The organism is Streptomyces sp. NPDC005004 (genome assembly GCF_053600675.1).
The window spans coordinates 139,786-161,463 of record NZ_JBSGAH010000011.1 but is presented as its reverse complement, the minus strand read 5'-3'; the positions used below and the strand labels follow the sequence as shown (position 1 = coordinate 161,463).

Sequence of the window (21,678 nt, the reverse complement as noted above, 5' to 3'; positions counted from 1 at the left end):
CCCGGGGAGTCCCCCGGGCGCCCTCCGCGTGCCTGGTGCGCCTCAGCCCTTCTTGGCCTCGGCGGTGTCCTTGGCCATGTCGACCTTGGGCGCCGCGTCGGCGGTGTCCTCGGACTCGGCCTTCTCGGACTTCTCGGCCTTCTCGGACTGCTCGGTCTTGGCGCCGCCCTCCTCGGGCTTCACCTCGCCGTTGCCCTTGCCGGAGTCCTTGCCCTCGTCCTCGTCCTTGCCCTCCGGCTGGTCGCCCTCGGGCGCGTCGTCCTTCGCCTCGACCGCCTCAGCGCCCTCGGCGTCCTCGGCGGCGCCCGCCTCCACGACCGCCTCCCGGCCCGGCCGCATCCGCGCCGAGAGGACCATGTACGTCACCGCGAGCAGGAAGACGATCAGCGCGGTCCAGTCGTTGAGCCGCAGGCCCAGGATGTGGTGGGCGTCGTCCACGCGCATGTACTCGATCCAGCCGCGGCCCACGCAGTAGGCGGCGACGTACAGCGCGAAGGCACGGCCGTGGCCCAGCCTGAAGCGGCGGTCGGCCCAGATGACCAGGAAGCCGACGCCGACGCACCACAGCGACTCGTACAGGAACGTCGGGTGGTAGTAGCCCGGCACCCGGCCGCCCTCGGAGGAGGTGATGTGCAGGGCCCAGGGCAGATGGGTCTCGCGGCCGTACAGCTCCTGGTTGAACCAGTTGCCCCAGCGGCCGATGGCCTGCGCGAAGGCGATGCCGGGGGCGACGGCGTCGGCGTAGGCGGGCATCGCGACGCCCTGGCGGCGGGCGCCGATCCAGGCACCGAGCGCGCCGAGCGCGATCGCGCCCCAGATGCCCAGGCCGCCCTCCCAGACCTTGAAGGCGTCCACCCAGTTCCGGCCCGGGCTGAAGTACAGCTCGTAGTCCGTGATCACGTGGTAGAGCCGTCCGCCGACGAGGCCGAAGGGCACGGCCCACACGGCGATGTCGGCGACCGTGCCGGCACGGCCGCCCCGGGCGATCCAGCGCTTGTTGCCGAGCCAGACGGCGACGAAGACGCCGATGATGATGCAGAAGGCGTAACCGCGCAGCGGGATGGGGCCGAGGTACAGCACCCCGCGCGACGGGCTGGGAATGTAGGCAATATCCATGGCAGGGTCGACGCTACCGTGCCGGGCCGCGCGGAGGCCGGGCGACCGGGCTACGGCTCCATAACGGGCAGGTGAGAAACATGGCTCACCCCCGGTCGTTGGCCTCCACCATCTGCTTGAGCTTCTCCGGGGTCATGGACTGGTCCTGGTAGATGTTCTTGCCGTCGAACAGGACGGTGGGCGTCCCGCCGAACTTGCCCGCCGCGAACGCCTGGTGCGAGCGGTTCACCCAGCTGTTGTGCGTGCCGTTCTTCACACAGGAGCGGAAGGCCGGGGTGTCCAGGCCCTCGACCTTGCCCGCGAGCCGGATCAGCTTGTCGTTGCTCGCGAAGGCGTCGTCCGACTCCTCGGGCTGGTTGGCGTAGAGCACGTCGTGGTAGTCACGGAACTTGCCCGCGTCCTGCGCGCAGGCGGCGGCGTTGGCCGCGCGCAGGGAGCCGCTGCCGCCCAGGTTGCCGTCGATCAGGCGCACCAGGTGGTAGTCGACGCGGAGCTTGCCCGCGTCCGTCAGCTCGTGCAGCACCGGGCGGTACCGCGTCTCGAAGGCCTGGCAGGCAGGGCAGCGGAAGTCCTCCCACACGGTGAGCGTCGACTTGGCGCCGTCCTTGCCGACCGGGATCGCGAGGCTGTCCTTGCCCTGGGCGCCGGAGGGGGCCACGACCGGGCCCGCGTTCTTGCTGCCCTTTTCCTTGCCCGCGTTCGCCGCGATGACGCCGATCACCGCGGCGAGGCCGAGGACACAGACCACGCTCGCGCCCACGATCAGCGCCCGGCGCCGCTTCTCCGCGGACTTCTGCTTCTCGCGCTCCGCCGCCATCTTCTGCCGGGCACTGCGCTTTCCGTCACGGTTCTTCTCGCTCACAACCCCCAGAACGAACCGGGGAGGCGCATTGCGCCTCCCCGGCCGTAGGTCCACCCGTTCGAGTGACCATGGGGTTCCGTGCCCGCGGGGGCGCGACGGCTCAGACCGTGCCGCGCACGCCCTTCGCCAGGTCGGCCGCGAGCGCGCGGACCGCCTCGACGCCCGCCGCCTCGTCCGGGGCGTCCAGCATCCGCTTGACGAAGGCCGAGCCGACGATGACGCCGTCGGCGAAGCCCGCCACCTCGGCGGCCTGGGCCGCGTTGGAGACGCCGAGGCCGACGCAGACGGGCAGGTCGGCGTTGGTCGCGCGGGTGCGCTCCACCAGGTCCTGGGCCTGCGCGCCGACCGACTCGCGGGTGCCGGTGACACCCATCAGGGAGGCGGCGTAGACGAAGCCGCTGCCCGCCGCGGTGATCCGGGCGAGCCGCTCGTCCTTGCTGCTCGGGGCGACCACGAAGACGGTCGCGAGCCCGTGCTTCTCGGCGTGCTCGCGCCACAGCGCGGATTCCTGGACCGGCAGGTCGGGCAGGATGCAGCCCGCGCCGCCCGCCTCGGCCAGCTCGGCGGTGAACCGCTCGACGCCGTAGCGGTCGATGGGGTTCCAGTACGTCATGACGAGCACCGGCTTGCCGGTGGCCGCGTGGGCCTCGCGGACCGTGCGCATCACGTCCGCGATCTTCACGCCGCCGCGCAGCGCGATGTCGTCGGCGGTCTGGATGACCGGTCCGTCCAGGACCGGGTCGCTGTGCGGCAGCCCGACCTCGACGACGTCGGCACCGCCGTCGAAGACGGCCTTGATCGCCTCGATGCCGCCGTCCACGGTCGGGAACCCGGCCGGGAGGTAGGCGATGAGCGCGGCGCGGTCCTCGGCCCTGGCGGCGGCGAGGGTGTCCGACAGAAGCTGTACGTTCCCGCTCACTTGGCGTCCCCCTCGATCTCGGCGGTGTCGGTCTGGTCGGCGGCCACCTCGGCGTCGGTGTCGTAGAGGCCGAAGTAGCGGGCGGCGGTGTCCATGTCCTTGTCGCCGCGCCCGGAGAGGTTGACGACGATCAGGCCGTCCGGGCCCAGCTCCTTGCCGACCTCCAGGGCACCGGCGAGCGCGTGGGCGCTCTCGATGGCCGGGATGATGCCCTCGGTGCGCGAGAGCAGCCGCAGCGCCTGCATCGCCTCGTCGTCGGTGACCGCGCGGTACTCGCCGCGACCGGAGTCCTTCAGGAAGGCGTGCTCGGGACCGATGCCCGGGTAGTCCAGGCCCGCCGAGATCGAGTACGGCTCGGTGATCTGGCCCTCCTCGTCCTGGAGGACGTAGGAGCGGGAGCCGTGCAGGATGCCGGGCTCGCCCTGGGTGAGGGTGGCCGCGTGCTCGCCGGTCTCCACGCCGTGCCCGGCGGGCTCGCAGCCGATCAGGCGGACGTCCTCGTCGGGGATGAAGGCGTGGAAGAGGCCGATGGCGTTGGAGCCGCCGCCGACACAGGCGATGGCGGCGTCGGGCAGGCGTCCGGCCTGCTCCAGGATCTGGCGGCGGGCCTCGACGCCGATGACGCGGTGGAAGTCGCGGACCATCGCCGGGAAGGGGTGCGGGCCGGCGACGGTGCCGAACAGGTAGTGGGTGTGGTCGACGTTGGCCACCCAGTCGCGGAACGCCTCGTTGATGGCGTCCTTCAGGGTGCGGCTGCCGGACTTCACGGCCACGACCTCGGCGCCGAGCATACGCATCCGGGCCACGTTGAGGGCCTGGCGCTCGGTGTCGATCTCGCCCATGTAGATGGTGCAGTCGAGACCGAACAGGGCGCAGGCGGTGGCGGTGGCGACGCCGTGCTGTCCGGCGCCGGTCTCCGCGATGACACGGGTCTTGCCCATGCGCTTGGTGAGCAGGGCCTGGCCGAGCACGTTGTTGATCTTGTGCGAGCCGGTGTGGTTGAGGTCCTCGCGCTTCAGGAACACGCGGGCGCCACCGGCGTGTGCGGCGAAACGGGGGACTTCCGTCAGGGAACTCGGGCGGCCGGTGTAGTGGACCAGGAGATCGTCCAGTTCGCGGGCGAACTCCGGGTCCTGCTTGGCCTTGTCGTACTCGACGGCGACCTCGTCGACGGCGGCCACGAGGGCCTCCGGGATGAACTTGCCGCCGAAGGCGCCGAAGTACCCCTCGGCGGTGGGGACTTGACCCTCCGGGTCAGGGAAGAAGTAGTTGCTGGACATGCCAGTACCTCACGGTGAGTGCGTGGAAAAGACACTGATCGCCGTGGGGGCGGGGATTCGTCTGTTGGCCGCGAGCCGTCAGTGGCTTGTCGCGCCCACGCGGCGGAGCCGCAGAATCGGTCGGAGCCCCGCGCCCCTGAAGGTCGGCTGCTGCCATCGCATACCGTTGATCTGCCCCGGCTCGGCGCCGATGTGGTACCTGACCCTGCGGCCGTGGACCCTGCGGGCCGGGGCGCGGCAGCCCCGGGGGCGGCAGCCGCGCGCGAGGCGCGCGTGCCGGTCCACGGTGGTCAGGGTCCTGTTCATCGGGGTCAGCCTACCGGGTGGTCAGCCCCGGCCGTGGCGCAGTGCCGGGTGTTCGCCCGCCGCCACCAGGTCGGCCACCGCGGTCTTGGGGTCGCGGCCCGTGACCAGGGACTCGCCGACAAGGACGGCGTCGGCGCCGGCGTTGGCGTAGGCGATGAGGTCGTGGGGGCCGCGGACGCCGGACTCGGCGATCTTGACGAGGTCGTCGGGGATCTCCGGGGCGACGCGCTCGAAGGTGGTGCGGTCGACCTCGAGGGTCTTGAGGTTGCGGGCGTTGACGCCGATGATCTTGGCGCCGGCGTCCACGGCGCGCTCCACCTCGTCCTCGTCGTGCACCTCGACCAGCGGGGTGAGGCCGATGGAGACGGCGCGCTCGATCAGGGACTCCAGCGCGGGCTGCTCCAGGGCGGCCACGATCAGCAGGGCGAGGTCGGCGCCGTAGGCGCGGGCCTCCCAGAGCTGGTACGACGTGACGATGAAGTCCTTGCGCAGCACCGGGATGTCCACGCGGGCGCGGACGGCCTCCAGGTCGGCCAGCGAGCCGCCGAAGCGGCGCTGCTCGGTGAGGACGGAGATGACGGAGGCACCGCCCGCCTCGTAGTCGGCGGCGAGTCCCGCCGGGTCGGCGATGGCGGCCAGCGCGCCCTTGGAGGGGCTGGAGCGCTTGACCTCGCAGATGACCTTGACGCCGTCGCCCTTGAGCGCGGCAACCCCGTCCTTGGCGGCGGGAGCCTTGGCGGCACGCTCCTTGAGCTCGTCGAGGCTGACGCGTGCCTGGCGCTCCGCGAGGTCGGCCCGGACTCCGTCGATGATCTCGTCGAGCACACTCACGCGAGCGGCCCCCTTCCAGACGGTCGTGAAGATCAGGCCGTTAAGCCTGCGGGGTTCGAAAACCCGTGGTCACTGCGATGGTATCCGCAGGAGGTGCCTGACTTCGCATCCGGTGCGCGGCGGTCCCCCTTACCTGGACATTCGTAGGTGATCAAGGATGCAACCAGCCACCGAACGGCAGGTTCCGGACGACGGTGAACGCCAGCAGGGCGCCCCCGCTCACCCACAGCACGGCGGGTGCGACGTCGATCCGCAGCGGCTTCCCGCGTGCCGCCTGGACGGCCCATACGGTCCACAGCACGGCGAAGGCGGCGTAGGCGGCCACGCCGAACGCGTTGTCGCGCAGCGCGCCGAGGAGGTCGCCGTGGACGAAGGCGTGCGCGCTGCGCAGGCCCCCGCAGCCGGGGCAGTACAGGCCGGTGAGCGCGTAGAGCGGGCAGACCGGGTAGTGGCCGGGCTGGTTCGGGTCCACGGCTCCGACGTAGGCGAACGCCCCGGCCACGGCCGCGAGCGCCGCGGCCGGGGCGGCGAGGCGCCGCCACCGGGGGGCGGGTGCGGGTGCGGCGGAAGGGTGTGGGCGGCCGGGAGCGGCCGGGGTGTCGGCGTTCACGCTGGCATTGTGCCGCGCCGGTCACCGCCGCGCGCGGGGCGGGCGGCCACCCGCGCGGGACGGTCCGGGGTACGCGCGAGGGGCGGCCCGGCACGTCGTGTGCCTGGGCCGCCCCTCGGATGCGGTGTGCCGGACCGGTCAGCTCTCGGCGGTGACCGGCTCGCGGGTCGTGGCGGCGGTCAGGTGGGTGATCTGGCCGCTGCCCTTGGGCTGGCCGAGACCCATGGACCGCATGATCGCGCCCACGACACCGCCGAGGGCCACGATCACCAGGCCGGCCCAGAAGCCGAGCGGCTGGGCCATCACCGTGAAGGCGCCCGCGACGCAGAAACCGATGAAGGCGATGATGACACCGGTCCAGGCGGCCGGGGTGTGACCGTGGCTGCTGCCCGCCATGACTTGCTCCTAGCTGCTGTGTACGTGACGTACGTTTTCGAAGGCCGCCGGTCGGTACGGGCCGGGCGCCCGACGCCCATTGTCCCGCACGCGCGGGGGCGACGGACGCGGGGGTCGAGTCTGGTTGGCCACACTCGAGGCGGGGATCAGCCGCCGGTGGGGTCCTCGCCCCGGTCCAGCGCCTTCCACATCTCCTCGGGGCGCTCGGGGTCGACCGGCCGCGCCGTGCGCCGGGGGCGCTGCGCCCCGCGCTCGTAGCGCCCGGACATCGCGGGCCACAGGCGGCCGTAGCGCAGGGCGAGCACCCCGGCGAGCAGGATCAGCAAGCCGCCGACGGCCGCGACGTAGGGCCAGCCGGTGTGGGTGAGGGCGGCGACGGTGGCCGAGGTGTCGCCGGTGGTCTGCGCGGCCTTCTCGTCCAGGGCGGAGCCGTCGGAGACCCCGGCGAGGGCGGCGGCGACGATGCCCGCGCCGGAGAGCGCGAGCAGCCCGGCGACGGCGAGGCGCCCGGCCCGGCGGACCGCGAAGACGGCGACCAGCGCGGCCAGGCCCACGATGGCGAGCGCCGCCGGGACGCCGGTGACGTCGCTGCCCCTGGCGGTCAGCGGGAAGGTGCCGCCGGCCACCGTCGCGGTGCCCTCGGACCAGCGCTGCCGGGTCGCGAGCAGCGCCACGGCCGCGCCGAGCGCGCCGAACAGCAGGGCCGCGGCGAGGCTGCGCCGGCTGGACCGGACGGGCGCGGCGGCTTCGGTACGGGGGTGAGGTACGGCAGTCACGTACTCCACTATCGCCTGAACCCCGGGCGATCATGCACCCGGGGTTCCACGCGGACGGGTCAGACGGTGCCGAGCCGGTTGGCGGTGTGGACCGCGCGGAGTACCGCGGCGGCCTTGTTGCGGCACTCCTGGTCCTCCGCGACCGGGTCGGAGTCCGCGACGATCCCGGCTCCGGCCTGCACGTACGCGGTGCCGTCGCGCAGCAGGGCGGTGCGGATGGCGATGGCGGTGTCGGAGTCGCCCGCGAAGTCGAGGTAGCCGACGCAGCCGCCGTACAGACCGCGCCGGGAGGGCTCGAGTTCGTCGATGATCTGCATCGCGCGGGGCTTGGGGGCGCCGGACAGGGTGCCCGCCGGGAAGCACGCGGTGAGCACGTCGAAGGCGGTACGGCCGCCGGAGACCTTGCCGGTGACCGTCGAGACGATATGCATCACATGGGAGTAGCGCTCGATCGACATGAAGTCGACGACCTCCACCGAGCCGGGCTCGCAGACCCGGCCGAGGTCGTTGCGGCCGAGGTCGACCAGCATCAGGTGCTCGGCGCGCTCCTTGGGGTCGGCCATCAGCTCGTCGGCGAGAGCCTGGTCCTCCTGCGGGGTGGCGCCCCGGTGCCGGGTGCCCGCGATGGGGTGCACCATGGCGCGCCCGTCCTCGACCTTGACCAGCGCCTCGGGCGAGGAGCCGACCACGTCGAACCCGTCGAAGCGGAACAGGTACATGTACGGCGAGGGGTTGGTGGCCCGCAGCACCCGGTAGACGTCCAGCGCGCTCGCGGTGCACGGCGTCTCGAAGCGCTGGGAGGGGACGACCTGGAATGCCTCGCCCGCGCGGATGCGCTCCTTGACGTCCTCGACGGCCCGCTGGAAGTCGGGGCCGCCCCACAGCGCGGTGTACTCGGGCAGCTCGGAGGGCGGCAGCACGGCCGGGGGCTGGGCGACCGGGCGGGCCAGGTCGGCCTCCATGGCGTCGAGCCGGGCGACCGCGTCGGCGTACGCCTCGTCCACGCCGGTGTCGAGGTCGTTGTGGTTGATCGCGTTGGCGATCAGCAGGACCGAGCCCTCCCAGTGGTCCATGACCGCGAGGTCGCTGGTCAGGAGCATGGTCAGCTCGGGCAGTCTCAGGTCGTCGCGCTCGCCGGGGCCGATCTTCTCCAGGCGGCGGACGATGTCGTAGCCGAGGTAGCCGACCATGCCGCCGGTGAAGGGCGGCAGGCCCTCCTGGTGCGGGGTGTGCAGGGCCTGGAGGGTGGCGCGCAGGGCGGCGAGCGGGTCGCCGTCGGTGGGGACGCCGACCGGCGGGGTGCCGAGCCAGTGGGCCTCGCCGTCGCGCGTGGTGAGGGTGCCGGCCGAGCGGACGCCGACGAAGGAGTAGCGCGACCAGGAGCGGCCGTTCTCGGCGGACTCCAGGAGGAAGGTGCCGGGGCGCTCGGCGGCGAGCTTGCGGTAGAGGGCGACCGGGGTGTCGCCGTCGGCGAGGAGCTTGCGGGTGACCGGGACGACACGCCGGTCGGCGGCGAGCTTGCGGAAGGTGTCGAGGTCCATGGCGGTCACCGGTCCGTGTCCTTGGAGTCCTTCAGCAGCACGTCGGCGTCGAAGCAGGTGCGGTCGCCGGTGTGGCAGGCGGCGTCCGTCTGGTCGACCTTGACCAGCAGGGTGTCGGCGTCGCAGTCCAGGGCGACGGACTTCACGAGCTGGACGTGGCCGGAGGTGTCGCCCTTGACCCAGTACTCCTGGCGGCTGCGGGACCAGTACGTGCAGCGGCCGGTGGTCAGGGTGCGGTGCAGCGCCTCGTCGTCCATCCAGCCGAGCATCAGTACCTCGCCGGTGTCGTACTGCTGGGCGATGGCGGGCACGAGTCCGTCGCGGTCGCGCTTGAGGCGGGCGGCGATCTCCGGGTCGAGGCCGCTGGGGCGTGGGCTGCCGGTCGTACGGGTCATGGGTGCCATTGTGCCGTGCGGGGCGGCGCGTCACGGTCCGTGTCCGCTGCGGGGTCCTTCCGTATGGTCGTAGGCTGAGCCCATGTCGACCTTCGCCAAGCGTGAACGGCTGTTGCTCGCCGACCTCTTGGAAACCGCCGGTCCGGAAGCCCCGACGCTGTGCGAGGGGTGGACGACGCGGGACTTGGCCGCCCATGTGGTGGTGCGCGAGCGCCGCCCCGACGCGACCGCGGGCCAGTTCGTGAAGCGGCTCGCGCCCCGTCTGGACCGGGTGATGGAGGAGTACTCCGCCAAGCCCTACTCCGAGTTGATCCAGCTCATCCGGACGGGCCCGCCGAAGCTCTCGCCGTTCTCCGTGAAGCAGGTCGACGAGGCGTCGAACACGGTGGAGTTCTTCGTCCACGCCGAGGACGTGCGCCGCGCCCAGCCCGACTGGAGCCCGCGCGAGCTGGACCCGGTGTTCCAGGACACGCTGTGGTCGCGCCTTGAGCGCACGGCCCGCCTCGCCGGGCGCAAGGCGCCGACCGGGCTCGTGCTGCGCCGCCCGGACGGGCAGACGGTGGTGGCGCACAAGGGCGCGCCGGTGGTGACGGTGACCGGGGAGCCCGCCGAGCTGCTGATGTTCGTCTTCGGACGGCAGGACGCGGCCAAGGTGGTGCTGGACGGCGACCCGGACGCCATCGCCAAGCTGCACGAGTCGCGGCAGCTCGGCATCTGAGCCCCGGGCCCGCCGCCGTGATCAAGGTCGCGATGACCGGGGTGTACGTCGACGACGTCGAGCGGGCGCACGCCTTCTACACGGAGGTGCTGGGTTTCGAGACGCGGCTGCACGTGGACCTCGGCGAGGGCGCGCTGTTCGTGACGGTCGGGGCGCCGGACGGGGCCCAGCCGGACGTCCAGTTGCTCCTGGAGCCCGGCGGGGGCCCGATCGCGGAGCCCTACCGCGCGGCGCTGTACGAGGCGGGGCTGCCGTGCATCGTGTTCGCGGTGGACGACCTGTTCGCGGAGTACGAGCGGCTGCGCGGTCTCGGGGTGCGCTTCCCGCACCCCCCGACCGTCCAGGGTCCGATGCTGGCGGCGGTCCTGGACGACACGGTCGGCAATCTGATCCAGCTCACCCAGCCGATCCCCTGACGGGAGCGGTCAGCGGGGCAGTTCGACGCGGCGCAGCGCGGGGAAGGCGAGGACGACGACTCCGCCCAGGCCGCAGACGGCGGCGCTGACGGCGTACACCGCTCCGGTGCCCCAGGCGCCGATCGCGGCGGCGGCGAACGGCATGCTCAGCGGGGCGATGCCGAGGCTGACCAGGCTGGCGACGGAGGTGACCCGGCCGAGGTAGGCGGGGTCGCCCTGGGTCTGGAGCAGCGCCCCGCACAGGGCTCCGCTGAGTCCGGCGAGCAGTCCGATGAGCAGGGCGATGCCGACGGCGGCGGGCAGTGCGGACGCCTGGCCCAGCGCCCCGACGGCGACGGCGCCGGCCACACAGGCGCCCCCCGTGACCAGTCCTGCCCGGGGCAGCCGCCCCCGCACGGCGAGCAGCATCGAGGCGGCGCCCGCCCCCACCCCGAACCCGGCGAGCACCCAGCCCATGCCGGAGGCGCCCCAGCCGCGTTGGTCGGCCAGCAGGGTCAGTCCGATGTTCAGCGGCCCGACGAACCCGAGGTCCCCGAGCGCGATGGCCAGCACGAGCGGGCCGAGGACACGGTGCCGGCGGATGTAGGCGAGCCCGGCGCGCAGGTCGTGCCAGGCGTCGGCACCGGTGCGGCGGGCGGTCTCGGGTGCCTTGGGCGGGGGCGGTCCGAGCGGCACGGTGGCCACGGCCTCGGCGGCCGTCGCCTCCGCGTCCCGGACCTCGGCGGCCACGGCGTCGGGGCTCGTTGTGCCCGTGTCGGACAGCCCCCGTATCCGTACGGAGACCAGCAGCGGAACCGATATCGCGATGAGCGCTCCGGCCAGACCGAAGGCGGCCGCCGCGCCGCCCGTCGCGATGCCGAGACCGCCGAGCGGGGCGCCGACGACGGAGGCGAAGCGGTTCGCCAGGCCGCGCATCCCCTGGACCCGGGTGAGCTGGTCCCGGGCGGTGATCCTGGCCGGGAGGGCGCCCACGGCCGGGACGAACACGGCGTCGACGGCGCCGAACAGCAGCGCCAGCGCGGCCAGCGGCCACAGCCCGGGCCGGGCGAGGTACAGCAGCGCGGCCACGGCGAGGACGGCCACGCAGCGCACGGTGTCGCTGCCGATGACGACCCGGCGCGGCCCGAACCGGTCGGCCACCACCCCGCCGCCCAGCATCAGCACGGCACGCGGCAGCGCGCTGACGGACACCACGATCCCCGCCTCCGCGGGGCTCCCGGCGCGCACGGCGGCCCAGGACAGGGCGAGGAAGAAGACGTTGTCCCCGATCATGGAGGAGGCATAGGCCCCGAGCCAGCGCAGGACGTTGGGGTCGCGGTGGGCGGGGCGGCAGGGGGCGGCCTCGACGACGGGTGCGGCCACGGGGGCCGTGGTGTCAGACACGGAAGGGGAACCCGTACATGTGCAGCGCGACGTGCTCGCGTCCCTCGGTGTCTCCGGCGGCCACGGCGGCCCGTCCCTTCTCGTCGTACTTCCTGGCCAGGGCGGTCAGCTCCGCACGCAGCTCGTCCAGTTCGGCGGCGGTCAGCCGGAGCAGCGACTCGGAGTCGGGAGCGGCGGCGTTCCACTCGGCGCTCCAGGTGGCGCGCTCGTCGAGGTAGCGCCGGTACAGGTCGGCGCGCTGCTCGTGGAAGAGCCGGGTCGCGGCGAGGTGGGCGGCGGCCTTCTCGGGGGCGTCGCGGAAGTCCCGGTCACGGACGCTGACGCCGTCCGAGGCGGGCTGCCACCAGCGCTCGCGGCCGTCCGCGCTCTGCGCCGCCGCCTCCTCGATCAGACCGTGCTCGGCGAGCTTGCGCAGGTGGTAGCTGACCAGGGAGACCGCCTCGTCCACCTGGTCGGCCAGGTGCGAGGCGGTGGCCCGGTCCGTCACGCACAACGCTCGGTAGAGCCGCAGCCGGAGCGGGTGGGCGAGCGCCTTGAGCGTGCCCACGTCGGTGATGGGGAGATCCCTCTCCCTCTCCTCGTCTGACATGCCCACACCTTAGAAGCGAAGGAAAAGTTGCACAACATCTGTTGCGCAATTTTCCTTTCGCTTCTCGCCGACGTCCTGCCGAAGCCCAGCGCAGCGTCACCGCACGGGGTGCCCCGCCTCCCGCAGCGTCCGCTTCACGTCCCCGATCCGCAGGTCCCCGAAGTGGAAGACCGAGGCCGCGAGGACCGCGTCCGCGCCCGCCTCGACCGCCGGAGAGAAGTGCTCCAGCGCGCCCGCGCCGCCCGAGGCGATCACCGGGACGGAGACGTGCCTGCGCACGGCGGCCAGCATCTCGATGTCGTAGCCGTCCTTCGTGCCGTCCGCGTCCATCGAGTTGAGCAGGATCTCGCCCGCACCCAGCTCGGCGGCCCGGTGCGCCCACTCGACCGCGTCGATACCGGCGCCCTTGCGGCCGCCGTGGGTCGTGACCTCGAAGGAGCCGGACGCCGTGCGGCGGGCGTCCACCGAGAGGACCAGCACCTGGCTGCCGAACCGCTCCGCGATCTCGCGGATGAGGTCGGGCCGGGCGATGGCGGCCGTGTTGACGCCCACCTTGTCCGCGCCCGCGCGCAGCAGCCTGTCGACGTCCTCGGCGGTGCGGACGCCGCCGCCCACGGTGAGCGGGATGAAGACCTGCTCGGCGGTGCGGCGCACCACGTCGTAGGTGGTCTCCCGGTTGCCGGAGGAGGCGGTGATGTCCAGGAAGGTCAGCTCGTCGGCGCCCTCGGCGTCGTAGACCTTGGCCATCTCCACCGGGTCGCCCGCGTCCCGCAGGTTCTGGAAGTTGACGCCCTTGACGACCCGGCCGTTGTCCACGTCCAGGCAGGGGATCACGCGTACGGCCAGGCTCATGCGGACACTCCTCGGAACGCCTCCACCTCGATCTCGACGACCAGGCTGGGGTCCACGAAACCGGAGACGATGATCATGGTTGCGGCGGGCCGGACGGAGTCGAACAGCTCCTTGTGGGCCCGCCCGACCTCCTCCACGTCCCGCGCGTGGGTGATGTACATCCGGGTGCGCACCACGTCGTCGCGCCCGAGGCCCACCTGCCGGAGTGCGCCGAGCGCCACGTTGAAGGCGTTGACGGCCTGCTCGTACGGGCCGCCCCCGGCGATCTGTCCGTCCACGATGGAGGTGCAGCCGGAGACCAGCACCAGTCCGTTCGGCAGCTCCACCGCGCGGGAGTAACCGAACTGCTCCTCCCAGGGCGCTCCGGTGTTCACACGGCGTACGTCGCTCACCGGTCCACCGCCGCCAGAGCCTCTTCCAGGGTGAACGCCTTGGCGTACAGCGCCTTGCCGACGATGGAGCCCTCCACGCCGAGCGGCACGAGCTCGGCGATGGCGCGCAGGTCGTCCAGCGAGGAGACGCCGCCGGAGGCGACGACCGGGCGGTCGGTGGCCGCGCAGACGTTCTTCAGCAGTTCCAGGTTGGGGCCCTGGAGAGTGCCGTCCTTGGCGATGTCGGTGACGACGTAGCGGGCGCAGCCCTCCTTGTTCAGGCGGTCCAGCGTCTCGTAGAGGTCGCCGCCGTCGCGGGTCCAGCCCCGGCCGCGCAGGGTGGTGCCGCGCACGTCCAGGCCGACCGCGATCTTGTCGCCGTGCTCGGCGATGACCTTGGCTACCCACTCGGGGGTCTCCAGGGCGGCGGTGCCGAGGTTGACGCGGGTGCAGCCGGTGGCGAGGGCGGCGGCGAGGGTGTCGTCGTCGCGGATGCCGCCGGACAGCTCCACCTTGATGTCCATCGCGCCCGCGACCTCGGCGATCAGGGCCCGGTTGTCACCGGTGCCGAACGCGGCGTCCAGGTCGACCAGATGCAGCCACTCCGCGCCCGCGCGCTGCCAGGCGAGGGCCGCCTCCAGCGGGGAGCCGTAGGAGGTCTCGGAGCCGGACTCGCCGTGCACGAGGCGTACGGCCTGGCCGTCGCGGACGTCGACGGCGGGGAGCAGTTCGAGCTTGGCCATGGTCTTAGAGGGTTCCGATCCAGTTGGTGAGGAGCTGGGCGCCGGCGTCGCCGGACTTCTCGGGGTGGAACTGGGTGGCGGACAGGGCGCCGTTCTCCACGGCGGCCACGAAGGGACCGCCGTAGGTCGACCAGGTCACCGCGGGCGGGGTCATGGCCGCGTTGAGCTGCTCGAACTCCCAGTCCTGTACGGCGTAGGAGTGCACGAAGTAGAAGCGGTCCTCCGGGTCGAGGCCCGCGAAGAGCCGCGAGTCGGCGGGCGCGTCGACGGTGTTCCAGCCCATGTGCGGGACGACCTCGGCCTTGAGCGGGCCGACCGTGCCGGGCCACTCGTCCAGGCCGTCGGTCTCCACGCCGTGCTCGATGCCGCGGGCGAAGAGGATCTGCATGCCGACGCAGATGCCGAGCACGGGGCGGCCGCCGGCCAGGCGCCGGTCGACGACCCAGTCGCCGCGGGCCGCGCGCAGGCCTTCCATGCAGGCGGCGAAAGCGCCGACGCCGGGCACCAGCAGGCCGTCGGCGTTCATCGCCCTGTCGAAGTCACGGGTGATCTCGACGTCGGCGCCGACGCGGGCCAGCGCGCGCTCGGCGGAGCGGACGTTGCCGAAGCCGTAGTCGAAGACCACGACCTTCTTCGCGTCGCTCAACTCCACACCCCCAGCCGCATGACGCCCGCGACCAGGCACATGGCCGCGCCGATGGAGACCAGGACGATCAGGCTGGTGGGCATCTTCTGCTTGACGAAGGAGATGATGCCGCCGACCAGGAAGAGGCCGACGACGATCAGCAGGGTGGACAGACCGGTCATGGGTTACAGCGCGCCCTTCGTGGAGGGGAGGATGCCGGCCGCGCGCGGGTCGCGCTCGCTGGCGTAGCGCAGGGCACGGGCGAGGGCCTTGAACTGGCACTCCACGATGTGGTGCGCGTTGCGCCCGTACGGCACGTGCACGTGCAGCGCGATCTGCGCCTGGGCGACGAAGGACTCCAGGATGTGCCGGGTCATCGTGGTGTCGTACTCGCCGATCATCGGCGCCATCTTCTCGGGCTCGGTGTGCACGAGGTAGGGGCGTCCGGAGAGGTCGACGGTGACCTGGGCGAGGGACTCGTCCAGCGGGACCGTGCAGTTGCCGAAGCGGTAGATGCCCACCTTGTCGCCGAGCGCCTGCTTGAAGGCGGCGCCGAGCGCGAGGGCGGTGTCCTCGATGGTGTGGTGGGTGTCGATGTGCAGGTCGCCGTCGGTCTTCACGGTGAGGTCGAACAGACCGTGCCGGCCGAGCTGGTCGAGCATGTGGTCGTAGAAGCCGACGCCGGTGGCGATGTCGGTCTTGCCGGTGCCGTCGAGGTCGATCTCGACGAGGACCGAGGTCTCCTTGGTGGTGCGCTGCACGCGGCCTGTGCGGCTCATGCGTCGAGCTCCTTCTTCAGTTCCCGAACCGCGTCGAGGAACGCGTCGTTCTCTTCGGGGGTGCCGGCCGACACCCGCAGCCATCCGGGGACGCCGTTGTCCCGGACGAGGACGCCGTGGTCGAGGATGCGGCGCCAGGCCGCCTGGGTGTCCGTGAAGCGGCCGAACTGCACGAAGTTGGCGTCGGACTCGGTCACGTCGTAACCGATGGCGCGCAGTTCGGTGACCAGGCGGTCCCGCTCGGTCTTGAGCTGCTCGACATAGCCGAGCAGGGTGTCGGTGTGCTCCAGGGCGGCGAGCGCGGTCGCCTGGGTGACGGCGCTCAGGTGGTAGGGCAGCCGCACCAACTGGACGGCGTCCACCACCGCGGGGTCGGCGGCCAGATAGCCGAGCCGCAGCCCGGCGGCGCCGAACGCCTTGGACATGGTCCGCGAGATCACCAGGTGGGGGCGGCCTTCGAGGAGCGGCAGCAGCGAGTCGCCGTGGCTGAACTCGATGTACGCCTCGTCCACGACCACCATGGACGGCTTCGCCGCCTGCGCGGCCTCGTAGAGCGCGAGGACCGTCTCGGGCGGAACCGCGTTGCCCGTGGGGTTGTTGGGGGTGGTGACGAACACGACGTCGGGCCTGTGCTCGGCGATGGCGCGCTCGGCGGCGGCCAGGTCGATGGTGAAGTCCTCGCCGCGCGGCCCGGAGATCCAGCCGGTGCCGGTGCCGCGCGCGATGAGCGCGTGCATCGAGTAGGACGGCTCGAAGCCGATCGCGGTGCGGCCGGGACCACCGAAGGTCTGGAGGAGCTGCTGGATGACCTCGTTGGAGCCGTTGGCCGCCCAGACGTTCCGGGCGTCGAGGGGGTGGTGGCCGGTCTTGGTGAGGTAGTCGGCCAGTTCGGTGCGGAGCCGGACCGCGTCCCGGTCGGGGTAGCGGTTCAGGTTCCGGGCGGCCTCGCGCACCCGCTCCGCGATCCGCTCGACGAGCGGTTCGGGCAGCGGGTAGGGGTTCTCGTTGGTGTTCAGCCGGACGGGGACGTCCAACTGGGGCGCGCCGTAGGGGGACTTGCCACGCAGCTCGTCCCGTACGGGCAGATCGTCGATGCCGGTCACTTGGTCTCGGGTACCTTCCAGCCGAACCTCGCCTTGACCGCCGCGCCGTGCGCGGGCAGGTCCTCCGCCTCCGCGAGGGTCACCACGTGGTGGGCGACCTCGGCCAGCGCGTCCTTCGTGTAGTCCACGATGTGGATGCCCCGCAGGAAGGACTGCACGGACAGGCCGGAGGAGTGGCAGGCGCAGCCGCCGGTGGGCAGCACGTGGTTGGACCCGGCCGCGTAGTCCCCGAGGGAGACCGGCGCCCAGGGACCGATGAAGATCGCGCCCGCGTTGCGCACACGGTCGGCGACGGCGGCGGCGTCGCGGGTCTGGATCTCCAGGTGCTCGGCGCCGTACGCGTCGACCACCCGCAGGCCCTCCGCCACGCCGTCCACGAGGACGATCGCGGACTGCTGCCCGTTCAGCGCGGGCACGATCCGGTCGTCGATGTGCTTGGTGGCGGCGACCTGTGTCTTCAGCTCGCCCTCGACCGCGTCGGCCAGGGCGGGCGAGTCGGTGACGAGGACGGCGGCGGCCAGCGGGTCGTGCTCGGCCTGGCTGATCAGGTCGGCGGCGACGTGCACCGGGTCGGCCGTCTCGTCGGCGAGGACCGCGATCTCGGTCGGGCCCGCCTCGGCGTCGATGCCGATCTTGCCGGTGAAGAAGCGCTTGGCGGCGGCGACCCAGATGTTGCCGGGGCCGGTCACCATGTTGGCGGGGGCGCAGGACTCGGTGCCGTAGGCGAACATCGCGACGGCGGTGGCGCCGCCGGCCGCGTACACCTCGTCCACGCCGAGCAGTGCGCAGGCGGCGAGGATCGTCGGGTGCGGGAGACCGCCGAATTCGGCCTGCGCGGGCGAGGCGAGCGCGACGGACTCGACCCCGGCCTCCTGCGCGGGCACCACGTTCATGATCACGGAGGAGGGGTAGACCGAGCGTCCGCCGGGCGCGTAGAGCCCGACCCGGTCGACGGGCACCCACTTCTCGGTCACGGTGCCGCCGGGCACGACCTGGATGGTGTGGTCGGTGCGACGCTGGGCGCGGTGGACCATGCGGGCCCGGCGGATGGACTCCTCCAGGGCGGCGCGCACGGCCGGGTCGAGGGCCTCCAGCGCGTCGGTGAGCGCCTGAGCCGGGACACGGACGGATTCCAGCCGTACTCCGTCGAACCTCTCGGCGAAGTCGATCAGGGCCGCGTCGCCACGATGATGCACGGCCTCGCAGATCGGACGCACCTTCTCCAGGGCGGCCGAGACGTCGAAGTCGGCTCGGGGCAGCAGGTCGCGCAGGGCGGGGCCCTCGGGGAGGGCGTCGCCGCGCAGATCGATTCGGGAGATCACAGTCCCAATTCTCTCAGACCGGCGCAGCCCGCCGTCCGCGCGTATCAGTGGCTGATACGACTCGTGGGACAACGGAGGGTACAGAGCGTGGCCGGAACGTCGTCACGCGGTGTGTTGCGGAGGTCACCGGGCGGGCATCAGCGGCGTACGGGTGGCCGAGGACGAAGAGGGGGCCGCTGTGACCGATGGGTCCGGACAGGGCACCGGAGGCCTGCCGGAGGACCTGACCCCCGCCGAGGCGGGCATGTGGCAGGCGTTCCGTGACGGCAGTCTGTACGACCTGACCTGCGGGGACGCCGCCGTGGACGATCCGCACGGCGACTACTTGTGGGGTCCGGGGCGCAGTGTGCGGGCGCGGATCGTGTCCTGGCTGCTGCTGGACGGGCCGCCCGCGCTCGCGGGCCGGGTGTCCGCGCTGAAGCTGTGCGGGGTGCGGATCACCGGCACGCTGGAGGTGGCGGGCGGCACGATCACGCCGTACGTGGAGCTGCGCGGCTGCCGTTTCGACGACGAGGTCCGGATGCCGGAGGCGCACTTCACGACGCTGCGTCTGGTGGACTGCGCGGTGCCGCGCCTGGAGGCGGCCCGGGTGCACACCGAGGGCGACCTCCATCTGCCGCGCTGCCGCTTCCGCGAGGGCCTGCGGCTGACCGACGCCCAGATCGGCACCGATCTGCTGCTCAACCAGGCGGTCGCGCACCGGGACCGCAGCGGGCGCTCCCTCGCGGGGGACGGCATCAGCGTGGGCCAGGACCTCCAGGCGGAGATGCTGGAGTCCTACGGCGAGCTGAGCCTGCGCGGCGCGACGGTCGGCGTGTCGCTGAGCCTGCGCGGGGCCCGGCTGGTCAACCCGTACGCGCGGCGCGCGCTGAACGCCCCGCAGCTCACGGTGGGCCGCACGCTGTACATGACGCCGGCCGGGGTCGGCAGCCCGCTGCTGAGCGGGACCACGCCCGCGCGCGGGACCCGGGTGCAGCCCTTCGAGTGCCGGGGCGGGGTGCGCCTGGACGACGGCCGGTTCGGGGACGCGGTGGACCTGGAGCGCGCCCGGTTCGTGCTCGGCGACGACCAGGAGGTGTCGCTTCGCCGGGTGCAGACGCCCGAGCTGCGCTTTCTCGGGGACCGTCCGCCGCGCGGGCGCGTGGTGCTCTCCGGCGCCAGGATCGTGAACCTGGTGGACCACGCGGGGAGCTGGCCGGAGCCGGGCAACCTCCAGATGGGCGGGTTCGCGTACGAGAACCTGGTGCCGAGGGGACCTTTCCCGCTGACCCGGCGCCTGGACTGGGTGGCGGCGGCGACCGCCGAGTACCACCCGGAGCCGTACGAGCGGCTGGCGGCGGTGCTGCGGGCGGCCGGGGAGGACGAGGACGCCCGCGAGGTGCTGCTGGCCAAGCAGCGCAGGCGCCGCGAGACGCTGCCGCTCGCGGCCAAGCTCTGGGGGTACGCGCAGGACTGGGCGGTGGCGTACGGCTACCGGCCGGGGCGGGCGGCGGTGTGGATGGCGGTGCTGTGGGCGGCGGGCACGCTGGCGTTCCGGCACGCCGGGCACCATCCGATGGACCCGCAGGCGCATCCCGCCTGGAGCCCGGCCCTGTTCACCCTGGATCTGCTGCTGCCGGTGGTGGACCTCGGCATGGCGGGCCAGTGGCGGCTGCGCGGGGGCTGGCCGTGGCTCGCGGCGGCGCTGATCCTGCTGGGCTGGGTACTGGCGACGGCGGTGGCGGCGGGGGCGACGCGGCTGCTGCGCCGGGGGTGAGCGGCGGTGTGGCAGGGGCGGGTGAGACGTACGAGGGGAACAGACATTTCAGTGGGCTCCGGACAAGACCACAGAAGTCACCTTTTTACCGGGTCTTGACCTGACGTGATACAACCTTCCACAACTTGCCCCAACCCTCTGGCGCAGCCGCGACCTGCGGACTTTCAATGGTCGACACCATGGTTCCACTGCCCGCGTTCCTCCGCCCCACCCGGATGACACGACGAGCCGCGCGCCCGGCCGGCCCCGCCCCGGCCGTCGACGACGCCGTCCTCGACGCGCCGGACGACCGCCTCTCCCCCGTGCTCGTCGCCGCCGCGCGCGGTGAGTACGAACCCGCCGCCGCCCTCCTCGCCGCCACCCGCGCCGCGGGGCACTGGGAGGACCGGGACGGCTACGCGCGGCGCCTGGCCGCCTTCGCCCACGCCCGCCCGGAGTGGTTCGACGCCTGGCGCGCGGCCGCCCCCGACGACCCCGGCGCGCTGCTCGTGGCCGCCCAGCTCGCGGTGGACCGCGTCTGGCACTCCCCCGCCCGGGCCGAGCTGCTGCGCGCGGTGAGCCCGCTGATCACAGCGGCCGCCCGCGCCGACGACCGCGACCCGGTGCCCTGGCGGATCGCGCTGGACCACGCGCGCGGCTCGAAGGCGGGACACCGCTACTTCGAGGAGCTGTGGGAGGCGGCCGTACGCCGTGCCCCGCACCACTACGGCTGCCATGTGGCCGCGCTGCGCTATCTCGGCACCTTCTGGCACGGCTCGCACGGCGAGTGCTTCGACTTCGCCGAGCGGGCCGCGCAGGACGCGCCCGCGGACTCGCTCGTGCAGGCGCTGCCCGCGCGGGCCGCCTTCGGCTATCTGACGGACCTGTGCGGCCCCGAGGTGGGCAGGGTCCGGCTCGACGAGGCCGCCGACCGCGCGGCTGACCTCTCCGGGCGCCTCCCGGCGGCCGACCCCTGGCCGGCCGAGGTCCGCAACAAGCTGCTTTACGTGCTGCTGCGCCTGGAGCGCTGGGACGACGCCCGCGGCCAGGCCGGTCTGATCGGCCCGTACGCCACCTCCTTCCCCTGGACGCTGGTCTCCGACGACCCGCTCGGGCACTTCCTGCGGGTGCGCGAGGCGCTGCTCACGGGGGGTTCTGGCACCGCGCTCGCGGGGCTGATCCCGACACCCCGGCGGCCGGACGGCGGCCGGCGGGGGTCCAGTGGCGGCCATGACCATTAGGCTGGGGCGTCGTGACCACCGCCCGCCTGCCTCTCTTCCCGCTGAACACGGTGCTGTTCCCGGGTCTCGTGCTGCCGCTGACCGTCTTCGAGGAGCGGTATCGCGCCATGATGCGCGAGCTGCTGAAGACCCCGGAGGAGGAGCCGCGCCGGTTCGTGGTCGCCGCCATCCGGGACGGCCACGAGGTGGCGCCGAGCGCCCCGGGGCTGCCCGATCCGACCGCGCTGCCCGACCAGGGCCCGGCCGCGGGCTTCGGCCCCGACCCGCTCAAGGCGGTGCACCGGATCGGCTGCGTGGCGGACGCGGCGACCATAAGGGAGCGGGAGAACGGCACCTTCGAGGTGCTGGCGACCGGAACCCGGCGGGTGCGGCTGCTGTCGGTGGACACCACGGGTGCCTTCCTCACCGTCGAGGTCGAGGAGCTGACCGAGGAGCCCGGTGACGAGGCGGGCGCGCTCGCGGAAGGCGTCCTCGACTCCTTCCGGCGCTACCAGAAGCGGCTGGCGGGCGCCGCCGAGCACTCCCTGTCCGACGCGGAGCTGCCCGACGACCCGGCCGTGGCGTCCTACCTGGTCGCGGCGGCCATGGTCCTGGACACCCCGACCAAGCAGCGGCTCCTCCAGGCCCCGGACACCGCCTCCCGGCTGCGCGACGAGCTGAAACTCCTTCGCTCGGAGACCGCCATCATCCGTAGCCTGCCGTCACTGCCCGCGTTCGAACTGACCCGGGCGCGCACCAGCCTGAACTGACCCGAACCGAGGCCGACACC

General features: G+C 72.9%; 26 protein-coding genes. 5 read left to right on the top strand and 21 right to left on the bottom strand.

Features of this window, described 5'->3' with window-relative positions; genetic code table 11:
• Positions 1–42: 42 nt before the first annotated feature.
• The 11 genes from lgt to hisI all read right to left on the bottom strand — a co-directional run bounded on the left by lgt (position 43) and on the right by hisI (position 9,032).
• Positions 43–1,116 carry a prolipoprotein diacylglyceryl transferase gene (gene lgt, locus ACWEEU_RS18015; protein ID WP_451733365.1) on the bottom strand — a complete coding sequence of 358 codons (1,074 nt, stop codon included), beginning with the start codon at positions 1,114–1,116 and terminating at the stop codon, positions 43–45.
• Between the two features lie 85 nt (positions 1,117–1,201).
• Positions 1,202–1,978 (bottom strand): DsbA family protein, encoded by a 777-nt coding sequence (locus ACWEEU_RS18010; protein WP_385745556.1) that lies wholly within the window; start codon positions 1,976–1,978, stop codon positions 1,202–1,204.
• Positions 1,979–2,078: 100 nt separating this feature from the next.
• Positions 2,079–2,897, bottom strand: a complete 819-nt coding sequence (trpA, locus tag ACWEEU_RS18005; RefSeq protein WP_385745558.1) for a tryptophan synthase subunit alpha — start codon at positions 2,895–2,897, stop codon at positions 2,079–2,081.
• Positions 2,894–4,177: a tryptophan synthase subunit beta gene (trpB, locus tag ACWEEU_RS18000; protein WP_385745560.1), complete on the bottom strand. Its 1,284-nt coding sequence runs from the start codon at positions 4,175–4,177 to the stop codon at positions 2,894–2,896. The genes trpA and trpB overlap by 4 nt, the downstream gene beginning before the upstream one ends.
• A gap of 78 nt (positions 4,178–4,255) precedes the next feature.
• The gene (gene trpM, locus ACWEEU_RS17995; RefSeq protein WP_385745562.1) at positions 4,256–4,483 is read right to left on the bottom strand and encodes a tryptophan biosynthesis modulator TrpM; all 228 of its coding nucleotides are present in this window, start codon (positions 4,481–4,483) and stop codon (positions 4,256–4,258) included.
• Positions 4,484–4,504: 21 nt separating this feature from the next.
• Positions 4,505–5,314, bottom strand: coding sequence for an indole-3-glycerol phosphate synthase TrpC (trpC, locus tag ACWEEU_RS17990; RefSeq protein WP_385745564.1), 810 nt, complete (start codon positions 5,312–5,314; stop codon positions 4,505–4,507).
• A gap of 151 nt (positions 5,315–5,465) precedes the next feature.
• Positions 5,466–5,924 carry a DUF2752 domain-containing protein gene (locus ACWEEU_RS17985; RefSeq protein ID WP_385745566.1) on the bottom strand — a complete coding sequence of 153 codons (459 nt, stop codon included), beginning with the start codon at positions 5,922–5,924 and terminating at the stop codon, positions 5,466–5,468.
• Positions 5,925–6,062: 138 nt separating this feature from the next.
• Positions 6,063–6,320, bottom strand: a complete 258-nt coding sequence (locus tag ACWEEU_RS17980) for an HGxxPAAW family protein (protein ID WP_385745568.1) — start codon at positions 6,318–6,320, stop codon at positions 6,063–6,065.
• Between the two features lie 146 nt (positions 6,321–6,466).
• On the bottom strand, positions 6,467–7,105 hold the full coding sequence (locus ACWEEU_RS17975) for a TIGR02234 family membrane protein (protein WP_385745570.1): 639 nt from the start codon (positions 7,103–7,105) through the stop codon (positions 6,467–6,469).
• 50 nt (positions 7,106–7,155) lie between these two features.
• Complete coding sequence (locus ACWEEU_RS17970; RefSeq protein ID WP_451733524.1) at positions 7,156–8,637, bottom strand: anthranilate synthase component I; 1,482 nt, start codon at positions 8,635–8,637, stop codon at positions 7,156–7,158.
• A gap of 5 nt (positions 8,638–8,642) precedes the next feature.
• Positions 8,643–9,032 carry a phosphoribosyl-AMP cyclohydrolase gene (gene hisI, locus ACWEEU_RS17965; RefSeq protein ID WP_361108001.1) on the bottom strand — a complete coding sequence of 130 codons (390 nt, stop codon included), beginning with the start codon at positions 9,030–9,032 and terminating at the stop codon, positions 8,643–8,645.
• An 82-nt stretch (positions 9,033–9,114) separates the two neighbouring features.
• Between hisI and ACWEEU_RS17960 the strand changes: the two genes are divergently transcribed.
• Positions 9,115–9,750, top strand: a complete 636-nt coding sequence (locus ACWEEU_RS17960) for a TIGR03085 family metal-binding protein (protein ID WP_451733357.1) — start codon at positions 9,115–9,117, stop codon at positions 9,748–9,750.
• A 17-nt stretch (positions 9,751–9,767) separates the two neighbouring features.
• Positions 9,768–10,166, top strand: coding sequence for a VOC family protein (locus ACWEEU_RS17955; RefSeq protein ID WP_356097825.1), 399 nt, complete (start codon positions 9,768–9,770; stop codon positions 10,164–10,166).
• 9 nt (positions 10,167–10,175) lie between these two features.
• On the opposite strand, the gene ACWEEU_RS17950 is transcribed toward ACWEEU_RS17955, so the two are convergent.
• The 10 genes from ACWEEU_RS17950 to hisD form a co-directional block, all read right to left on the bottom strand.
• Positions 10,176–11,549, bottom strand: coding sequence for an MFS transporter (locus ACWEEU_RS17950; RefSeq protein ID WP_451733354.1), 1,374 nt, complete (start codon positions 11,547–11,549; stop codon positions 10,176–10,178).
• Positions 11,542–12,138: an ArsR/SmtB family transcription factor gene (locus tag ACWEEU_RS17945; protein ID WP_451733351.1), complete on the bottom strand. Its 597-nt coding sequence runs from the start codon at positions 12,136–12,138 to the stop codon at positions 11,542–11,544. The genes ACWEEU_RS17950 and ACWEEU_RS17945 overlap by 8 nt, the downstream gene beginning before the upstream one ends.
• 96 nt (positions 12,139–12,234) lie before the next feature.
• Positions 12,235–12,990, bottom strand: coding sequence for an imidazole glycerol phosphate synthase subunit HisF (gene hisF / locus ACWEEU_RS17940; RefSeq protein ID WP_451733348.1), 756 nt, complete (start codon positions 12,988–12,990; stop codon positions 12,235–12,237).
• Positions 12,987–13,382: a RidA family protein gene (locus tag ACWEEU_RS17935; RefSeq protein ID WP_385745581.1), complete on the bottom strand. Its 396-nt coding sequence runs from the start codon at positions 13,380–13,382 to the stop codon at positions 12,987–12,989. Before ACWEEU_RS17935 ends, hisF begins: the two co-directional genes overlap by 4 nt.
• Complete coding sequence (gene priA / locus ACWEEU_RS17930; RefSeq protein ID WP_385745583.1) at positions 13,379–14,104, bottom strand: bifunctional 1-(5-phosphoribosyl)-5-((5-phosphoribosylamino)methylideneamino)imidazole-4-carboxamide isomerase/phosphoribosylanthranilate isomerase PriA; 726 nt, start codon at positions 14,102–14,104, stop codon at positions 13,379–13,381. The genes ACWEEU_RS17935 and priA overlap by 4 nt, the downstream gene beginning before the upstream one ends.
• Positions 14,105–14,108: 4 nt before the next feature.
• A complete protein-coding gene (gene hisH / locus ACWEEU_RS17925) occupies positions 14,109–14,756 on the bottom strand; it encodes an imidazole glycerol phosphate synthase subunit HisH (protein ID WP_385745585.1) in 648 nt (215 codons plus the stop codon).
• Entirely contained in the window at positions 14,747–14,911 is a 165-nt protein-coding gene (locus ACWEEU_RS17920) for a hypothetical protein (protein ID WP_018545636.1), read from the bottom strand. Before ACWEEU_RS17920 ends, hisH begins: the two co-directional genes overlap by 10 nt.
• A 3-nt stretch (positions 14,912–14,914) precedes the next feature.
• Entirely contained in the window at positions 14,915–15,508 is a 594-nt protein-coding gene (gene hisB / locus ACWEEU_RS17915; RefSeq protein ID WP_026248532.1) for an imidazoleglycerol-phosphate dehydratase HisB, read from the bottom strand.
• On the bottom strand, positions 15,505–16,611 hold the full coding sequence (locus tag ACWEEU_RS17910; protein ID WP_451733343.1) for a histidinol-phosphate transaminase: 1,107 nt from the start codon (positions 16,609–16,611) through the stop codon (positions 15,505–15,507). Before ACWEEU_RS17910 ends, hisB begins: the two co-directional genes overlap by 4 nt.
• Positions 16,608–17,933, bottom strand: coding sequence for a histidinol dehydrogenase (hisD, locus tag ACWEEU_RS17905; RefSeq protein ID WP_385745590.1), 1,326 nt, complete (start codon positions 17,931–17,933; stop codon positions 16,608–16,610). Before hisD ends, ACWEEU_RS17910 begins: the two co-directional genes overlap by 4 nt.
• Positions 17,934–18,111: 178 nt before the next feature.
• On the opposite strand from hisD, the gene ACWEEU_RS17900 reads away from it, so the two are divergent.
• The 3 genes from ACWEEU_RS17900 (at position 18,112) to ACWEEU_RS17890 (ending at position 21,658) form a co-directional block, all read left to right on the top strand.
• Entirely contained in the window at positions 18,112–19,689 is a 1,578-nt protein-coding gene (locus ACWEEU_RS17900) for an oxidoreductase (RefSeq protein WP_385745592.1), read from the top strand.
• Between the two features lie 167 nt (positions 19,690–19,856).
• Positions 19,857–20,909, top strand: a complete 1,053-nt coding sequence (locus ACWEEU_RS17895; RefSeq protein WP_385745594.1) for a hypothetical protein — start codon at positions 19,857–19,859, stop codon at positions 20,907–20,909.
• A gap of 11 nt (positions 20,910–20,920) precedes the next feature.
• Positions 20,921–21,658: an LON peptidase substrate-binding domain-containing protein gene (locus ACWEEU_RS17890; RefSeq protein WP_385745596.1), complete on the top strand. Its 738-nt coding sequence runs from the start codon at positions 20,921–20,923 to the stop codon at positions 21,656–21,658.
• The last annotated feature ends 20 nt before the right edge of the window (positions 21,659–21,678 follow it).